Genomic DNA, 16141 nt, shown 5'->3' with positions numbered 1-16141 from the left:
CTCAGCGCCGGTCGGTCTGCTGTTCCACGGCACGTTGCACGGCCCGGTAGATCTGTCCGAACCGCAGCGCGTCGGGCGTGCGGACCAGCATCGTCTCCCGGCCGTGGTGCTGCACCCACAGTTCGTGCACCCGGTTGCCGCGCTCGTAGGAGCGGTCCAGCCAGCCGAGCGGCACCTCCAGGAACGGAGTGAGCGCCAGGCCGATCACCACGAACGCGGCCAGGATGATCAGGGCCAGTTTCCACTCGCCGCGGTCCTGCGCCGACCAGGCGAGGGAGAGCACGCAGACCACGGCGACGAGGGGTGGCAGCGACAGCAGCAGGACAAGCACCCCGCGTCCCAGCACCCGCCCCCGGACCGCGAGGGTGGTGGCGCCGCGCTCGTGCCAGACGTACGTGACGTCGGCGAGCGCGACGACCCGACCACCCGCGTGGATCGCGTCCGAGGTGACCTGCACCGCGTCGTCCCGGTAATAGAGGGCCATAAATCAGCCTAACCGCGTGTGTCGACACCGGACGGTCGAGCGTCGGTAGGGTGACGGTATGGCGGGCGGGGCCGGGCGAGCAGGACACCTACGGCCTGTTGCGCGGGCTGGGCCTGCTGCCGGACGAGCCGATCACGTTCTGACCCGTCGCGGCAGGACCGGTCGCGGCAGGGTCGGCCGCGGGACGACCGGGCGCGGCCGGCAGGCTCTCCATGGCCCGCTGCACCGCCCGGTAGATCTGGCCGAAGCGCATCGCGTCCCGGGTGTGCAGCAGCCGCACCGGACGACCCCGCCAGTCGGCCCACATCTCCATCTCCCGGCTGCCCCGGGCGTAGGAGCGGTCCAGGTACTCGAAGAGGAAGTCGGCCACCGGCCCGACGGCCAGGCCGATCAGCACCGAGATCCCGACGATGGCGATGGTGACCACCGCCGAGCGTTGCAGCCACACGGCCAGCCCGATGCCCAGCACGGCGGTGACCAGCGGCCCGGCGATCGCGGCCCCGATCGCGCCGCGCCCGGCGAGCACCCGCCACGAGCGTTCGCCCCGCCGGTGCCACACGGTGGTGAGTTCGGCGAGCGGGTAGGTGCGCCCGTCCACCCGTACCGTGGTGGAGGTGACCTGGACGGACCGGTCGTCGAAGTAGGTGATCATGGCTCACTCCCGGTGGCGGGGCGGCGGCGACTCCGGCGGCTACCTGGGGAGTCGCCGACACCACACTGTCTACCCCAACGAGGCGAGCCGTAAGGTTGGCACGCGACTTCGACGAGGAAGTGAGGGCAGCGTGGGCGAGTTCGTCAAGCTGGAATCCAAGGACGGCATCGGCACCATCCGGCTGGAGCGGCCGCCGATGAACGCGCTCAACACCCAGGTGCAGGAGGAGTTGCGCGCCGCCGCTGCGGCGGCCACCGCCGACGCCGAGGTCCGCGCCGTCATCGTGTACGGCGGCGAGAAGGTCTTCGCGGCCGGCGCGGACATCAAGGAGATGGCCGACATGTCCTACGTGGACATGGCGGAGCGCGCGGCCGACCTGTCCAGCGCGCTCGGCGCGATCTCCCGTATCCCCAAGCCGGTCGTGGCCGCGATCACCGGGTACGCGCTCGGTGGCGGCTGCGAGCTGGCGCTGGCCTGCGACTGGCGGATCGTGGCCGAGGACGCCAAGCTCGGCCAGCCGGAGATCAAGCTCGGCATCATCCCGGGCGCGGGCGGCACGCAGCGGCTGGCCCGCCTGGTCGGCCCGGCCCGCGCCAAGGACCTGATCATGACGGGTCGGATGGTCGACGCCGCCGAGGCGCTGCGGATCGGCCTGGCCGACCAGGTGGTGCCGGCCGCGGAGGTCTACGACGCCGCGGTGGCGTACGTGAAGCCGTTCCTGACCGGGCCGGCGCAGGCGCTGCGGGCGGCGAAGGCGGCCGTCGACGCGGGTCTGGACATGGACCTCACCTCGGGCCTGGCCTGGGAGAGTCAGCTCTTCGCGGCGCTGTTCGCCACCGACGACCGGCGCGAGGGCATGACCGCGTTCGTGGAGAAGCGCAAGCCGGGCTTCACCGGCCGTTGACGCGAGAGCTGTTCACATCTGCTGTACCGGCCAGTAACGTGACCCCGGTCGGTCGATGAAGGGGAATGGCATGACGGAACGGGTCGAGGGCCACGGCGGCGATCTGGCGCTCGCGGCACTGCGCGCGCACGGCGTACGGGAGATGTTCACGCTCTCCGGCGGGCACGTCTTCCCGCTCTACGACGCCGCCCACAAGGCGGGCTTCCCCCTCTACGACGTGCGGCACGAGCAGTCCGCCGTGTTCGCCGCCGAGGCGGTGGCCAAGCTCCAGCGCCGCCCCGGCCTGGCCGTGCTCACCGCCGGCCCCGGCGTCACCAACGGCGTCTCCGGCCTGACCAGCGCGTTCTTCAACGCCTCGCCGGTGCTGGTGCTCGGCGGGCGGGCCCCGCAGTTCCGCTGGGGCTCGGGCAGCCTCCAGGAGATGGACCACCTGCCGCTGGTCGCGCCGGTGACCAAGCACGCCGAGACGGTGTTCAGCGCCGACGACATCCCGCGCGCGGTGTCGGCGGCGCTGACCACCGCGCTCACCCCGCACCGCGGCCCGGTGTTCCTGGACTTCCCGCTGGAGGCGGTCTTCTCGGTCGGTGACGCCGACCTGCCGGCGGTCACGCCGCCGGCGCCGATCGAGCCGGACCCGGACGAGGTCGCGAAGGCGGCCCGCCTGATCGCCGGCGCGTCCCGGCCGGTGATCATCGCCGGCTCCGACGTGTACGCGGGCGACGCCGTCGAGGCGCTGCGTGCCGCCGCCGAGTCGCTGCGGGTGCCGGTGTTCACGAACGGGATGGGCCGGGGCGCGCTGCCGCCGGAGCACCCGCTCGCGTTCGCCAAGGCCCGCCGGGTCGCGCTCAAGGGCGCCGACGTGGTCGTGGTGATCGGCACCCCGCTGGACTTCCGGCTCTCCTTCGGCGACTTCGGCGACGCCCAGGTCGTGCACGTGGTGGACGCGCCCAGCCAGCGGGCCGGGCACGTGCAGCCGGCCGCCGCGCCCGCCGGTGACCTGCGGCTGATCCTCGGCGCGTTCGCCGACCACACCGGTGACCGGGCCGACCACGCCGACTGGATCGCCGAGCTGCGTACCGCCGAGGACGCGGCGAAGGCCCGCGACGCCGAGGAGATGGCCGCCGAGAGCGACCCGATCCGCCCGGCCCGGATCTACGGCGAGCTGCGCAAGGTGCTCGCCCCGGACGCGGTCACCATCGGCGACGGCGGCGACTTCGTGTCGTACGCCGGGCGTTACCTGGAGCCGGCCCAGCCCGGCACCTGGCTCGACCCCGGCCCGTACGGGTGCCTCGGCACCGGCATGGGCTACGCGATGGGCGCCCGGATCAGCCACCCGGACCGGCAGATCTGCGTGCTGATGGGCGACGGCGCGGCCGGCTTCTCGCTGATGGACGTGGAGTCGCTGGTCCGGCAGAAGCTGCCGGTGGTGATCGTGGTCGGCAACAACGGCATCTGGGGGCTGGAGAAGCACCCGATGCGGGCGATGTACGGCTACGACGTGGCCGCCGACCTCCAGCCCGGGCTGCGCTACGACAAGGTGGTCGAGGCGCTCGGCGGCGGGGGCGAGACGGTGGAGAAGGCGGCCGACCTCGGGCCCGCGCTGGGGCGCGCGTTCGACTCGGGCGTGCCGTACCTGGTGAACGTGCTGACCGACCCGGCTGACGCGTACCCCCGGTCGTCGAACCTGGCCTGACCGCGGCGCGTGCGGGGCCGTCCGCCGGGTGACCGGCGGGCGGCCCGCGGCGCGTGTCAGACCTCGGGGCGGTCCCGGTCGTCCGGGCGGCGCAGCTCCTCCTCGCGGCGGCGCAGGTCCTCCTCCCACAGCCGCAGCCGTTCCTGGTCCTCGCGGCGGGACCGCTCGTCGAGCGAGGCGAGGAACTCCGGGTCGTCGTCCGGGGCGAGCGGGCGACCGGCCGGGGCGGCGGGCCGGGCCGCGCCGGTGACGCCGGTGGTTCCGGCCGGGCGCTCGCGGCCCACCAGGAACCAGGCGATCGAGCCGACCAGCGGGAAGAACAGAATGATCAGCACCCAGATCATCCGGGGCAGCGCCTTGACCTTCTCCTCGTCGGCGGAGAGGCAACTGATCAGCGCGACGACCGCGAGGACGACCTGAACCAGGAAGAGCAGCACGTAGAGGCGGGCCATGCCCCATGATGGCTCACCCGCGCACGTCAGCGCACCCCGCCCAGCACGTGCGCCACGCCGAGCACCGCAAGTCCGGCCGCCCCGATCGCGGTCAGCGGCACCGACCAGCTGTCGAACCGCCGCGGCCCTGCGCCGGTGGCCCGGTGCCACGTCACCACGAGCACGGCGAGCCAGACCAGGAGCGCTGCTCCGGTCAGCAGCGCGTCGAGGACCCGGCCGGTGAACGCCAGCCGGAGCTGCAGCAGCAGCACCGCGGTCAGCGTGAGCAGCGTCCGCCGCCAGGCCAGCCGGGTACGTTCGGGTTGCAGGCCGGGGTCGCGGGTCATCCCGCGCCACCCAGCAGCACGGCGGCCACCAGCAGCAGCGCGCCGATCGCGACGATCAGCGCCAGCACGGCCGGGAAGCGGGACGCGGGCAGTTCCTCGTCCAGCCGCATGGCCCGTTCGGTGCGCGCCCAGTGGTCGACCGCCCGGATCGAGACGGTCGCGCCGAGCAGCAGCAGCGCGATCGCGAGCGCCTCGCGCAGGTGGGCCAGGCGCAGCGGCGGGAGGAACTGCGCCGCGGCGAGCCCGCCCGCCACCAGCGCCAGGCCGGTACGCAGCCAGGCCAGGAACGTCCGTTCGTTCGCCAGCGAGAAGCGGTAGTCCGGCGGGTTGCCGACCGAACGCAGCTCACGCGGGTCGAACCAGTTCTTGATCGACTCCCACACGCTGCCGATTATCCGCTTTGCCCCGCGCCTAGCCTGGGGGGATGACCGATCTTGACGCGCGTGAGCTGCGCGCCGCCTACGACGCACAGATCCGACCGGAGCTGCCGGACCCGCTGCCGGACGGGGTGACGGTGGAGCGCGACGGCCCGCTGTTCCGCGTGCTCGGCCTCGACCACCGCGGCTTCCTCACCTACCGGACGCTGGACGGCCTGGCCGGCGCCGAGCTGGACGCGCTGATCGCCCGGCAGGTCGAGGTCTTCCGGGCCCGGGGCGAGTCGGTCGAGTGGAAGCTCGCCGGTCACGACGAGCCGGCCGACCTGGGCGACCGGCTGCGCGCCGCCGGCTTCGTACCGGAGGACCAGGAGACCGTGGTGGTCGGGCCGGTCGCGCCGCTCGCCGCCGCCGTTCCGGTGCTCCCCGAGGGGGTACGCCTGCGCGAGGTCACCAGCCGGGCCGACCTGGAGCGCATCGCCGCCATGGAGGAGGAGGTCTGGCGGGAGGACCGCAGCCACCTGGTGTACGGGCTGGCCCGGGAGATCGAGGCCGATCCGCAGTCGATCACGATCGTGGTGGCCGAGGCCGGGGAGACGGTGGTCAGCGCCGGCTGGATCCGCTACCAGCGCGGCACCGGCTTCGCCAGCCTCTGGGGCGGCTCGACGCTGCCGCAGTGGCGCAAGAAGGGCATCTACCGGGCGCTCGTGGCGTACCGGGCGCGGCTGGCGCAGCAGCGCGGCAAGACGCTGCTGCAGGTGGACTGCTCGCCGGACAGCCGGCCCATCCTGGAGCGGCTCGGACTCGTTGCGGTCACCACCTCCACGCCGTACGTCTACACTCCGTGATCATGGAACGGTTGACGGCGGACGAGCGGCTCACCCTGAAGACCGGCGCGTTCGGCGCGGTCTTCCTGGTCTCCAACGCCGTACCCGGGGTGCTGGCGATGGTGCGGGAGAGCTTCGCCGCCTCCGGCGCGCTCGCCGAGGTGGGGGGCGTGGTCAAGGAGGCGCTCACCACCGGCCCGCTGCCGCAGCTGCCCCGGGACTCGGCCCTGGAGGTCGAGTCCGTGGTGCTGCCCGCGCTGGGCCGGTCGATGGAGATCCTCCGGGCCAAGTCGCCCGCCGACGCCGAGACGTACCGGTCGGTGGTGCTGGCCGCCGCGGAGCGGGTGGCGCAGGCGCACCGGGGGATCGAGCCCGCCGAAGCGGCGGCGATCGAGAAGATCACGCAGGCGCTGGCCGGATCGGTCTGATGCCGGTGACCTGCGTCACTGCGGGCGGCCGGGGCCGTCATGCTACTTGCGGGTAACATTGCGCTCGTGGGGAAGTGCACAGCTGCCCGCGGTTGACCCACGTTCCGTCACGCGGGAGGCTGCGCCCGTGACCGGGCGAGTGATCGCTACACCAAACAGGAGGGTCGTCGAAGCGCGATGAATATCGTCGTACTCGTCAAGCAGGTGCCTGATTCGGGCGCGGACCGCAGCCTGCGTTCTGACGACAACACCGTCGACCGCGGTTCGGCGAACAACGTGATCAATGAGATGGACGAGTACGCCATCGAAGAGGCGTTGAAGATCAAGGAAGCGCATGGTGGTGAGGTCACCATCCTGACGATGGGTCCGGACCGGGCGACCGAGTCGATCCGTAAGGCGCTGTCGATGGGCCCGGACAAGGCCGTGCATGTGGTGGATGACGCGCTGCACGGTTCCTGCGCGGTGGCCACCTCGAAGGTCCTCGCCGCCGCGCTCGGGCAGTTGAACGCCGACCTGGTCCTGTGCGGTGCGGAGTCGACCGACGGCCGGGTGCAGGTGATGCCGCACATGATCGCCGAGCGGCTGGGTGTGGCCGCGCTGACCGGCGCGCGGAAGCTGACCGTGGACGGGTCGGCCCTGACGGTGGAGCGGCAGACCGAGGAGGGCTACGAGGTGGTGACCGCCTCGACCCCGGCCGTGGTGTCGGTGTGGGACACGATCAACGAGCCGCGGTACCCGTCGTTCAAGGGCATCATGGCCGCGAAGAAGAAGCCGGTGCAGACGCTCTCCCTGGGCGACCTGGGCGTGGCCGCGGCCGAGGTGGGCTTCGACGGCGCCACCAGCGCTGTGGTGGAGCACTCGAAGCGGCCGCCGCGTTCCGGCGGGGAGAAGATCACCGACGAGGGCGAGGGCGGCGTGAAGCTGGTCGAGTTCCTCGCCTCCGAGAAGTTCGTGTGAGAGGTCGCTGACATGTCTGAGGTTCTCGTCGTCGTCGAAGCCACGCGTGAGTTCGGCGTCAAGAAGGTCACCCTGGAGATGCTCACCCTCGCCCGCGAGCTGGGCACCCCGAGCGCGGTCGTCCTCGGCGGTCCTGGTGCCGCGCAGGCGCTGAGCGCCAAGCTGGGCGAGTACGGCGCGGAGAAGATCTACGCGGCCGAGGGTGAGGAGATCGACGGCTACCTGGTCGCCCCGAAGGCGACTGTGGTCGCCGACCTCGTCGCGCGGGTGCAGCCGGCGGCGGTGCTGCTGGCGTCGTCGCAGGAGGGCAAGGAGATCGCCGCGCGGCTGGCGGTGAAGCTGGACAACGGCATCCTGACCGACGTGGTCGCCCTGGCCGCCGACGGCACCGCCACCCAGGTGGCGTTCGCCGGCTCCACCATCGTCAAGGCGAAGGTCACCAAGGGCCTGCCGCTGGTCACCGTTCGGCCGAACTCGCTGAACCCGGTCCCGGCCGCGGCCAGCCCGGCGGTGGAGCAGCTCACCGTGTCGGTCACCGACACCGACAAGCTCGCCAAGGTCGTGGAGCGGGTCGCCGAGCAGAAGGGCTCCCGCCCGGAGCTGACCGAAGCCTCTGTGGTGGTGTCCGGCGGGCGTGGTGTCGGTAACGCGGACAACTTCAAGCTGGTCGAGGAGATGGCCGACCTGCTCGGCGGCGCGGTCGGCGCGTCCCGCGCGGCAGTCGACTCCGGCTACTACCCGCACCAGTTCCAGGTCGGCCAGACCGGCAAGACCGTGTCTCCGCAGCTGTATGTCGCGCTGGGTATCTCCGGGGCGATCCAGCACCGGGCCGGCATGCAAACCTCGAAGACCATCGTCGCGGTCAACAAGGACGCCGAAGCGCCGATCTTCGAACTCGCCGACTACGGCGTGGTCGGCGACCTGTTCAAGGTCGTCCCCCAGGCCGCCGAGGAGATCCGCAAGCGCAAGTGAGCGTCGCGTGAAAAGGCCGCCGCCCGGTGCACCGGGCGGCGGCCTTTCTCGTAGGGAGCTGATCGGCGGGCCGGGGAGCTGAGCCGGCCCGCCGATCAGCCCGTCAGGGTGCCCCTCAGCAGGCTGTCGCCGGAGTGGCCGGGCTTGTTGTCGTACTGCTCCGCGCTGACGTCGACAACGGTGTAGGTGCGCAGGTCGACGTTCGGGGGGATCGGCAGCAGCGCGTCCCCCGAACCGTTGCTCAGCGTACCCACGGAGAACATTTTCATCGTGTTCGGATCGATCAGCCAGACCTCGTAGTACCCCGGAACGCTCGGGAGATTCGCCACGTGCAGATGCAATCGATTGTCACCGAGCACCCGGGCGTCGCCGGAGGCGTCCTTCGGCGTCGAGCCGAACGCGGCGAGCGGCGCGCTGGCCACCACCGGCGGGTCGGGGTCGGCCGGCTCGCCACCGCCGCCGCCGAGCACCGCGGCCGTGCCGGCCACGCCGATCACCGCGGCGGCGGTGGCGGTGACCGCCGTGGTCGCCCACCCCGGCCAGCGCCGGCTCCGCCGCGGACGACGTGCCACCACGGGTACGGCAGCCGGCTCCACCGGGTCGGCCGGGCGCGGCAGGCGCCGCTCGGTCAACGCCGGCAGCTCCTCGGCGGCCCGGATCTCGGCCACGATGCCCTGCCAGATGTGCTCCGGCGGGTCGGGCAGCTCCGCCAGGCCCTGCGTGCCCGCGCCGAGCCCGGCGACGTGCTGGAGCGTCTCCATCTCGCCCCGGCAGTGGTCGCAGGTGCCCAGATGGGTGGCCTCGCCGTCAGCCGCCTCGCTCTCACCGAGCGCCAGAAAGACCAGCCGGTCGTGGTCCAGGTGCTGCACCGTCCACCTCCCATCTGCGTTTCAGGCTCTGCATGCCGCGTCTGATGTGACTCTTGACGGTGCCGAGCGGCACTCCGGTCACCGCCGCGATCTGCTGATGTGTCAGGTCGTCGTAGAACGCCAGCTCCAGCATCCGGCGCTGCTCGTCGGGGAGCCGGGCCAGCTCGTCGGCGACCACCAGCCGGTCGACCACCGTGTCCGGGTCGGGGCCGGTGGAGACCGGTTCCGGCAGTTGCTTCACCGTCTCGACCACCCGGGTCTCCCGGGCCGAGGCCCGGATCCGGTCGACCACCTTGCGCCGCCCGATTCCGAGCAGCCAGCCGACCAGTGAGCCTTTCGCCGGGTCGAACGTCTCCCGGCCGAGCCAGGCGGCGACGAACGTCGCCTGGGTCACGTCCTCGGCGTCACTGCGGTTCACGAGCGTCGTGGTGGCCAGGTGCAGCACCGCCCGCCCGTACCTGTCGTACGCCTCTCGCAGGGCCGCCTCGTCGCCGTCGCGGAACCGGGTGGCGAGGTCGTCCTCGCCCGGCGGTTCGGGGCCCTGCCTGGCCGCCGTCACCGGGCGGCTCGCCTTCCGTGGGGCATGCCCGACTGTAACTCCCACAGCCCCCGCCCCACTCTCCCGGTGTGTCCGTCACGACCCTCGTCACCTCTCCTTCGTCGCCGGAGGCTTCGGCGGATGCGCCCGGAGACGGGAAAAAGAAATCGGATCCGGGCGCATCCGGGGGCCACGGAGCCGGCGTAACCCGTTCTGCAAGCCAGGCCTGACGAATCAGCATGAACTACCAGGAGGCAGACAATGCAGTACGCGATGTTCCGTCGGGTCGCCGCGGGCGGCGCGGTGGCCGCCCTCACCTTCGCCGGCGTCGGCGCCGCCACCATGAGCCCGGCCTACGCCGCCTCGTCGAAGGTCTCCGTGGTCCACGGCATTCCGGACACCCCGGTCGACGTGTACGTCAACGGCGAGAAGACGCTGAACAACTTCAAGCCGGGCGACGTGGCCGGCCCGCTCACCCTGCCCGAGGGGGAGTACGACATCGCCCTGACCAAGCCCGGCGAGGCGATCGACAAGGCGATCCTGAAGGTGGACGACGCCGCGGTGCCGGGCGGGGCGAACATCAGCCTCGCCGCGCACCTGGGCGCCGACGGCAACCCGCAGATCACGCCGTTCGTCAACGACGTGTCCAAGGTGGGCGCCGGCAAGGCCCGGCTGATCGTCCGGCACACCGCGGCCGCCCCGGCCGTCGACGTGCGGGCCGGCGGCAAGCCGGTCTTCGAGGACCTGACCAACCCGAAGGAGGCCAAGGCGGACGTGGCCGCCGGCTCGGTGAAGGCGGACGTGGTGCTCGCCGGCACCGACACCGTCGCCATCGGCCCGGCCGACCTGAACCTCAAGGAGGGCACCGCCACCATCGTCTACGCGATCGGCTCGGCCGAGGCGAAGAACCTGAGCGTGGTCGCCCAGACCATCACCGGCCTGCACTCGGCTCCGGGCGGCGTGCCCAGCGGCACCGGCGGCCAGGCCGGCACCGGCGTGGACACCTGGTGGTACGTGCTGGCCGGGGCCGGCGTGCTGCTCCTGGTCGGCGGCGGTGCGCGGGTGGCGGCAACCGCCCGGGCCGGTCGCCGGTGACGGTGCGCAACCGCGGGGCGCTGGCGGCGATGGCCGCCGGCGCCGCCGCGCTCACCCTGGCGGGCGTGGTGGCGTGCGGATCCGAGCCCGCCGAGGACGTCGGCGGCGACGAGGTGACGGCCCTGGCCAGTGCCACTCCCACGCCGGCCCCGGCGGCGACCGGCGGCGGTTCGGTTCCGGTGAACCCGGGCACGCTGCCCGCCGGCAGTGAGATCGTGCCGCCGGTGAAGCTGAGCATCCCGCCGATCCGGGTCACCGCCACCGTCAACCCGGTGGGCGTCAACGAGCGCACCGACGAGTTCGAGGTCCCGCCCAGCGTGGACCAGGTCGGCTGGTACCGCTACGGCCCGGGCCTGGAGGCCGACGCCGGCTCGGTGGTGATCGCCGGGCACGTGGACAGCGCCGAGCAGGGCAAGGGCGCGTTCTTCCGGCTGCGCGAGCTGGGCCAGGGCGACAAGCTCACCGCCACCGGCGCGGACGGACGCGAGCGCTCCTACCGGGTGGTGGCCCGGGAGGAGTACCGGAAGTCGAAGATCCCGCTCGAGCGGTACTTCGCGCGCGACGGCAAGCCCCGGCTCACGCTGATCACCTGCGGCGGGCCGTTCGACGCCAAGACCCGCAGCTACCGGGACAACATCGTGATCACGGCGGTTCCCGCGTGATCGCGGCCGTTCGGTCGTGAGCGGGCCGGACCGCCCCGGGTGGGACGGGGCGGTCCGGCCCCCGGCCGCGGGTTCGCAGGCCGTTAGGCTGAACGGTGATGGCATACCTTGATCATGCGGCGACGACCCCGATGCTGGACGAGGCACTCGAGGCGTACGTCGCGACCGCCCGCGAGGTGGGGAACGCGTCGTCGCTGCACGCGGCGGGCCGCCGTGCCCGGCGGCGGGTGGAGGAGTCCCGCGAGCGGGTGGCCGCCGCGCTCGGCGCCCGGCCCTCCGAGGTGATCTTCACCGGTGGCGGGACGGAGAGCGACAACCTCGCCGTGAAGGGCGTGTTCTGGGCCCGCCGTGCGGCCCGGGCCGACCGGGTCCGGGTGGTCTCCAGCTCGGTCGAGCACCACGCCGTACTGGACGCGGTGGACTGGCTGGTCGAGCACGAGGGCGCCCAGGCCGGTCTCCTTCCGGTCGACGCGGTCGGCCGGCTCGACCCGGAGCGGTTGCGCGCCGAGCTGGCCGAGCACGGCGAGCGCGTCGCGGTGGTCACCGCCATGTGGGCGAACAACGAGGTGGGCACCGTCCAGCCGGTCGCCGAGCTGGCCGCTGTCGCCGCCGAGCACGGGGTGCCGTTCCACACCGACGCCATCCAGGCGGTCGGGCAGGTGCCTGTCGACTTCGCCGCCAGCGGCGTGTCCGCGCTCACCGTGACCGGGCACAAGCTCGGCGGGCCGACCGGCGTGGGCGCGCTGCTGCTGGCCCGCGACGTGGCCGCCACCCCGCTGCTGCACGGCGGCGGCCAGGAGCGCGACGTCCGCTCCGGCACGCTGGACACCGCCGGCATCGTCGCGTTCGCGGTCGCCGTCGAGGCCGCGGTGAAGGGCCAGCAGGAGTACGCGGCCCGCGTCGCCGCGCTCCGCGACGAACTGGTCGAGCGGGTCCGGCAGGCGGTCCCCGAGGTGATCTTCAACGGGGACCCGGCCGACCGGCTCCCCGGCAACGCGCACTTCTCCTTCCCCGGCTGCGAGGGGGACGCGCTGCTGCTGCTCCTGGACGCCCAGGGCATCGCCTGCTCCACCGGGTCGGCCTGCTCGGCCGGGGTGGCCCAGCCCTCGCACGTGCTGCTGGCCATGGGCGCGGACGACGACCGGGCCCGGTCCTCGCTGCGCTTCACGCTCGGGCACACCAGCACCGGCGCGGACGTGGACGCGCTGATCGCCGCGCTGCCCGCCGCTGTGGAGCGGGCCCGCCGCGCGGCCGCCCTCCGTACGCCCCGCTGACCCGGATACGCTCGGTGAGGACGAGGGGAGTGGGCCGGTGAGGGTTCTGGCGGCGATGTCGGGCGGGGTGGACTCCGCCGTCGCGGCGGCGCGGGCGGTGGAGGCCGGGCACGACGTGACGGGCGTGCACCTGGCACTGGCCCGCAACCCGCAGACCTACCGCACCGGGGCCCGGGGCTGCTGCACGCTGGAGGACTCCCGGGACGCCCGGCGCGCCGCCGACGTGCTCGGCATCCCGTTCTACGTGTGGGACATGGCCGACCGGTTCCACGACGACGTGGTGGACGACTTCGTGGCCGAGTACGCCGCCGGGCGTACCCCGAATCCCTGCCTGCGCTGCAACGAGAAGATCAAGTTCGCGGCGGTGCTGGACCGGGCCGTGGCCCTGGGCTTCGACGCCGTGGTGACCGGCCACCACGCCCGGCTCGGCGCGGACGGCCTGCTGCGGCGCAGCGTCGACGCGGCCAAGGACCAGTCGTACGTGCTGGCGGTGCTGACCCGCGCGCAGCTCGACCGGTCGATCTTCCCGCTCGGCGACTCGACCAAGGCCGAGGTGCGCGCGGAGGCCGCCCGGCGCGGTCTCGCGGTGGCCGACAAGCCGGACTCGCACGACATCTGCTTCATCGCCGACGGCGACACCCGCGGCTTCCTCGCCGAGCGGCTCGGCGAGGCGCCCGGCCAGGTGGTGGACGCGCTCACCGGCGCGGTGGTGGGCAGCCACAGCGGCGCCTACCAGTACACCGTCGGGCAGCGGCGCGGCCTGCACCTCGACCGCCCGGCGCCGGACGGCCGGCCCCGCTACGTGCTGTCCATCACCCCGACCACGAACACGGTGACGGTCGGCCCGGCCGAGGCGCTGGAGGTCTCCGACGTACGCGCGACCCGCCCGGTGTGGACCGGCGGGCCGCGCCCGGACGGGCCGGTCGAGTGCGAGGTGCAGCTGCGGGCGCACGGCGACGTGGTGCCGGCCGCCGTCGAGGTCGACGCCGACGGCCTGCGCGCGTCGTTGCGCCGCCCGGTCCGGGGTGTCGCCGCCGGCCAGGCGATCGTGGCCTACCGGCCGGACCCGGCCGGAGACGTGGTCCTCGGCTCCGCCACCATCACCGCCGCCTGACCTCGCATCGGCAGCGGATAGGCTGCGGCCGTGACTGAGCAGGCGTGGCCCTGGCCCACCGGAGCGGCGACCGGCATCGGGTCGCTGCCCGGCACCGACATCGCCGAGGCGCAGCGGATCGTGCTCGGCGAGCTGCCCACCCTGCCGCACCTGCCCGAGCTGCCCGCCCGGGGACCGGGCGCGGACCTCGTCGGCCGCAGCGCCGGCCTGCTCGTGGAACTGCCGGTCGAGCTGTACGCGGCGCGCTGGCGGATCGCCCCGCGCCCCGGCCGGGACCTGCGCCGCGCCCGCGACCTGATGGAACGCGACCTGGACCAGTTCGCCGAGCAGGCCGAGGAGTACGCCGGACCGGTCAAGGTCCAGGCCGCCGGCCCGTTCACCCTGGCCGCCGCGCTGGAGCTGCCGATCGGCGGCCGGATGCTGCGCGACCCGGGCGCGGTACGCGACCTCGCCGGCTCGCTCGGCGAAGGGTTGCGCGGGCACGTCGAGGCGGTCGCCCGGCGGCTGCCCCGCGCCTCGGTGCTGCTCCAGCTCGACGAGCCGTCCCTGCCGACCGTGCTGGCCGGGCGGGTGCCCACGGAGAGCGGCTTCGGCACCCACCGCCCGGTGGAGACCGAGGTGGCGCGGGGACTGCTGCGCGACGTGTTCGAGGCGGCGGGCGTACCGGCGCTCGTGCACTGCTGCGCGCCGGACGTACCGCTGGAGCTGATCCGCTCGGCCGGTGCGGTGGGCGTCGCGCTCGACCTGTCGCTGGTCACCGACCTCGACCCGCTCGGCGAGGCGATCGACGCCGGGCTCGGGCTGCTGGCCGGTGCCGCGCCGACGCTGCCACCGGCCTCCGGCCGGGCGCCGACGTCGGCCGAGGTCGCGGGCCGGGTCCGCCGGGTCTGGGACCAGCTCGGCTTCCCCCGCCGCCGGCTGGCCGAGCAGGTGGTGGTCACCCCCGCGTGCGGCCTGGCCGGCGCCACCCCGGCGTACGCCCGCGCGGTGCTCACCGCCTGCCGTGACGCGGGCCGGCGGCTGGCCGAGGACTGACGTTTTTCCGTCGTACCCGCCGGGCACGATGACCGGCATGATTGGACGACTGCGTTCCACAGTGATCGACTGCCCCGATCCGCGCGCGCTCGCCGCCTTCTACTCCGAGCTGCTCGGCCTGCCCGTGGTGGAGGAGAACTCCGACGGCGACGAGTGGGTGGTGCTCGGCGGGCCACCCGGGCACCAGCCGCGGGTGGCCTTCCAGCGGGCGCCGGGCCTGCGCACCCCCGACTGGCCCGACCCGGCCCGGCCGCAGCAGTTCCACCTCGACGTGAGCGTCGACGACATCGAGGCGGCCGAGAAGGCGGCGCTGGCGCTGGGCGCACGGCGGCTACCCGGCGAGGGGGAGGGCTTCCGGGTCTACGCCGACCCGGTCGGCCACCCGTTCTGCCTCTGCTGGGACTGATCTTCCCGGGCTTGCGCGGCGGAGGCATGATCGCCACCGTGACCGCCTCCACCGCCACCGGCCGCGTCGCCGGCTCGCTGTTCGGCCTGGCCTACGGCGACGCCCTGGGCAAGCCGACCGAGTTCCTCACCGTCACCGAGATCGTCCGGCGCTACGGCCCGGGCGGTCCGCGCGAGCTGACCGGCGACCCGGCCCTGGTCACCGACGACACGCAGATGGCGCTCGCAGTGGCGTGGGCGCTGCACGAGGCGCCCGCGTACACGGCCGAGGCGGTGGAGCCGCTGCTGCGGCAGCGCTTCGTCGACTGGTCGGTCAGCCCGGAGAACAACCGCGCGCCCGGCATGACCTGCCTGCGGGCCTGCGCCGAGCTGGCCCGGGGCGCCCGCTGGCAGGAGGCCACAGTCGCCGGCTCGAAGGGCTGCGGCGCGAACATGCGCGTCACCCCGGTCGGGCTGCTCGACGTCGACCTCGACACCATGGCCGGGCTGGCCCAGCTCCAGGCCGGGCTCACCCACGGCCACCCGACCGGGCTGGCGGCGAGCGAGCTGACCGCGTACGCGGTCCGGCTGCTGCGCGACGGCGCGGCGCTGCCCGAGCTGCCCGGCCTGCTCACCGAGCGGGCGCGGGAGCAGCGCACCGTCTACCGGGAGGACTGGCTGGGCGACCTGTGGCAGCGGCCGGGCGAGAGCGACGCGGCCGGGTTCGTCGCCCGCGGCTGGGACGACTGCCTGCGGGTGCTCGACCGGCTGGAGGCGGCACTCGCCCGTCCCGACGACGGCGGCGACCCGTGCCGGTTCACCGGCGAGGGTTGGATCGCCGAGGAGGCGCTCGCCACCGCGCTGCTCTGCGCGTTGCGTCACGCGGACGACCCGGTCGGCGCGCTGGCCCGGGGCGCCACCACGGCCGGTGACTCGGACTCCATCGCCGCGCTGGCCGGCGCGTTCGCCGGTGCCGCGTACGGCATGGCCGCCTGGCCGGCCGTGTGGGCCGACCGGATCGAGTACGCCGGTCAGCTCGCCGCGCTCGCCGACGCGCTCGACGCAGGGGCGTCGCAGCGCTGAGGTCCGGAGGCCGCCGGC

At 73.8% G+C, this 16141-nt stretch carries 20 protein-coding genes; 13 read left to right on the top strand and 7 right to left on the bottom strand.

Going from position 1 to position 16141, the window contains the following annotated elements:
- Position 1: 1 nt before the first annotated feature.
- The gene (locus tag HA073_RS02190) at positions 2 to 484 is read right to left on the bottom strand and encodes a DUF6232 family protein (RefSeq protein WP_064446971.1); all 483 of its coding nucleotides are present in this window, start codon (positions 482 to 484) and stop codon (positions 2 to 4) included.
- An 88-nt stretch (positions 485 to 572) separates the two neighbouring features.
- The gene (locus HA073_RS02185) at positions 573 to 1136 is read right to left on the bottom strand and encodes a DUF6232 family protein (protein WP_043326076.1); all 564 of its coding nucleotides are present in this window, start codon (positions 1134 to 1136) and stop codon (positions 573 to 575) included.
- A gap of 130 nt (positions 1137 to 1266) precedes the next feature.
- On the opposite strand from HA073_RS02185, the gene HA073_RS02180 reads away from it, so the two are divergent.
- Both HA073_RS02180 and HA073_RS02175 read left to right on the top strand, forming a co-directional pair.
- The gene (locus tag HA073_RS02180) at positions 1267 to 2040 is read left to right on the top strand and encodes an enoyl-CoA hydratase-related protein (RefSeq protein ID WP_043326074.1); all 774 of its coding nucleotides are present in this window, start codon (positions 1267 to 1269) and stop codon (positions 2038 to 2040) included.
- A gap of 70 nt (positions 2041 to 2110) precedes the next feature.
- The gene (locus HA073_RS02175) at positions 2111 to 3733 is read left to right on the top strand and encodes an acetolactate synthase (RefSeq protein WP_043326072.1); all 1623 of its coding nucleotides are present in this window, start codon (positions 2111 to 2113) and stop codon (positions 3731 to 3733) included.
- Between the two features lie 56 nt (positions 3734 to 3789).
- Here the strand turns inward: HA073_RS02175 and HA073_RS02170 are convergent, their stop codons facing one another.
- Genes HA073_RS02170 through HA073_RS02160 form a run of 3 tightly spaced genes read right to left on the bottom strand, consistent with a single transcriptional unit; the run spans position 3790 to position 4894 of the window.
- A complete protein-coding gene (locus HA073_RS02170) occupies positions 3790 to 4185 on the bottom strand; it encodes a PLD nuclease N-terminal domain-containing protein (RefSeq protein ID WP_043326070.1) in 396 nt (131 codons plus the stop codon).
- 26 nt (positions 4186 to 4211) lie between these two features.
- A complete protein-coding gene (locus tag HA073_RS02165) occupies positions 4212 to 4511 on the bottom strand; it encodes a DUF202 domain-containing protein (RefSeq protein ID WP_030500921.1) in 300 nt (99 codons plus the stop codon).
- Positions 4508 to 4894, bottom strand: coding sequence for a YidH family protein (locus HA073_RS02160; RefSeq protein WP_030500920.1), 387 nt, complete (start codon positions 4892 to 4894; stop codon positions 4508 to 4510). Before HA073_RS02160 ends, HA073_RS02165 begins: the two co-directional genes overlap by 4 nt.
- A gap of 41 nt (positions 4895 to 4935) precedes the next feature.
- Here HA073_RS02160 and HA073_RS02155 point away from each other — a divergent pair, with 41 nt between their 5' ends.
- The 4 genes from HA073_RS02155 (at position 4936) to HA073_RS02140 (ending at position 8069) form a co-directional block, all read left to right on the top strand.
- A complete protein-coding gene (locus HA073_RS02155) occupies positions 4936 to 5733 on the top strand; it encodes a GNAT family N-acetyltransferase (RefSeq protein ID WP_030500919.1) in 798 nt (265 codons plus the stop codon).
- Between the two features lie 2 nt (positions 5734 to 5735).
- Positions 5736 to 6140, top strand: coding sequence for a hypothetical protein (locus HA073_RS02150; protein ID WP_030500918.1), 405 nt, complete (start codon positions 5736 to 5738; stop codon positions 6138 to 6140).
- 177 nt (positions 6141 to 6317) lie between these two features.
- Positions 6318 to 7097, top strand: a complete 780-nt coding sequence (locus tag HA073_RS02145; protein WP_166455576.1) for an electron transfer flavoprotein subunit beta/FixA family protein — start codon at positions 6318 to 6320, stop codon at positions 7095 to 7097.
- A 12-nt stretch (positions 7098 to 7109) separates the two neighbouring features.
- A complete protein-coding gene (locus HA073_RS02140; protein ID WP_166455575.1) occupies positions 7110 to 8069 on the top strand; it encodes an electron transfer flavoprotein subunit alpha/FixB family protein in 960 nt (319 codons plus the stop codon).
- Between the two features lie 95 nt (positions 8070 to 8164).
- On the opposite strand, the gene HA073_RS02135 is transcribed toward HA073_RS02140, so the two are convergent.
- Positions 8165 to 8938 carry an anti-sigma factor gene (locus tag HA073_RS02135; RefSeq protein ID WP_064446974.1) on the bottom strand — a complete coding sequence of 258 codons (774 nt, stop codon included), beginning with the start codon at positions 8936 to 8938 and terminating at the stop codon, positions 8165 to 8167.
- Positions 8892 to 9497: an RNA polymerase sigma factor gene (locus HA073_RS02130; protein ID WP_013284457.1), complete on the bottom strand. Its 606-nt coding sequence runs from the start codon at positions 9495 to 9497 to the stop codon at positions 8892 to 8894. Before HA073_RS02130 ends, HA073_RS02135 begins: the two co-directional genes overlap by 47 nt.
- Positions 9498 to 9737: 240 nt before the next feature.
- Here HA073_RS02130 and HA073_RS02125 point away from each other — a divergent pair, with 240 nt between their 5' ends.
- The 7 genes from HA073_RS02125 (at position 9738) to HA073_RS02095 (ending at position 16123) form a co-directional block, all read left to right on the top strand.
- Positions 9738 to 10571, top strand: a complete 834-nt coding sequence (locus HA073_RS02125) for a DUF4397 domain-containing protein (protein ID WP_166455574.1) — start codon at positions 9738 to 9740, stop codon at positions 10569 to 10571.
- A complete protein-coding gene (locus HA073_RS02120; RefSeq protein ID WP_166455573.1) occupies positions 10568 to 11233 on the top strand; it encodes a class F sortase in 666 nt (221 codons plus the stop codon). Before HA073_RS02125 ends, HA073_RS02120 begins: the two co-directional genes overlap by 4 nt.
- A gap of 98 nt (positions 11234 to 11331) precedes the next feature.
- Positions 11332 to 12507, top strand: coding sequence for a cysteine desulfurase family protein (locus tag HA073_RS02115; protein WP_064446977.1), 1176 nt, complete (start codon positions 11332 to 11334; stop codon positions 12505 to 12507).
- A 37-nt stretch (positions 12508 to 12544) separates the two neighbouring features.
- Positions 12545 to 13621 (top strand): tRNA 2-thiouridine(34) synthase MnmA, encoded by a 1077-nt coding sequence (gene mnmA / locus HA073_RS02110; protein WP_013284461.1) that lies wholly within the window; start codon positions 12545 to 12547, stop codon positions 13619 to 13621.
- A gap of 30 nt (positions 13622 to 13651) precedes the next feature.
- Complete coding sequence (locus tag HA073_RS02105) at positions 13652 to 14656, top strand: methionine synthase (protein ID WP_166455572.1); 1005 nt, start codon at positions 13652 to 13654, stop codon at positions 14654 to 14656.
- A gap of 37 nt (positions 14657 to 14693) precedes the next feature.
- Positions 14694 to 15062 carry a VOC family protein gene (locus tag HA073_RS02100; protein ID WP_176722754.1) on the top strand — a complete coding sequence of 123 codons (369 nt, stop codon included), beginning with the start codon at positions 14694 to 14696 and terminating at the stop codon, positions 15060 to 15062.
- A gap of 26 nt (positions 15063 to 15088) precedes the next feature.
- The gene (locus HA073_RS02095) at positions 15089 to 16123 is read left to right on the top strand and encodes an ADP-ribosylglycohydrolase family protein (protein ID WP_166455571.1); all 1035 of its coding nucleotides are present in this window, start codon (positions 15089 to 15091) and stop codon (positions 16121 to 16123) included.
- Positions 16124 to 16141 lie beyond the last annotated feature (18 nt).

Origin of the sequence: Micromonospora sp. CMU55-4, from assembly GCF_011602315.1 — a bacterium.
Taxonomy (GTDB): Bacteria; Actinomycetota; Actinomycetes; order Mycobacteriales; family Micromonosporaceae; genus Micromonospora; species Micromonospora chalcea.
The sequence above is the reverse complement of the archived record's forward strand: the minus strand, read 5'-3'. Positions and strand labels throughout refer to the sequence as shown.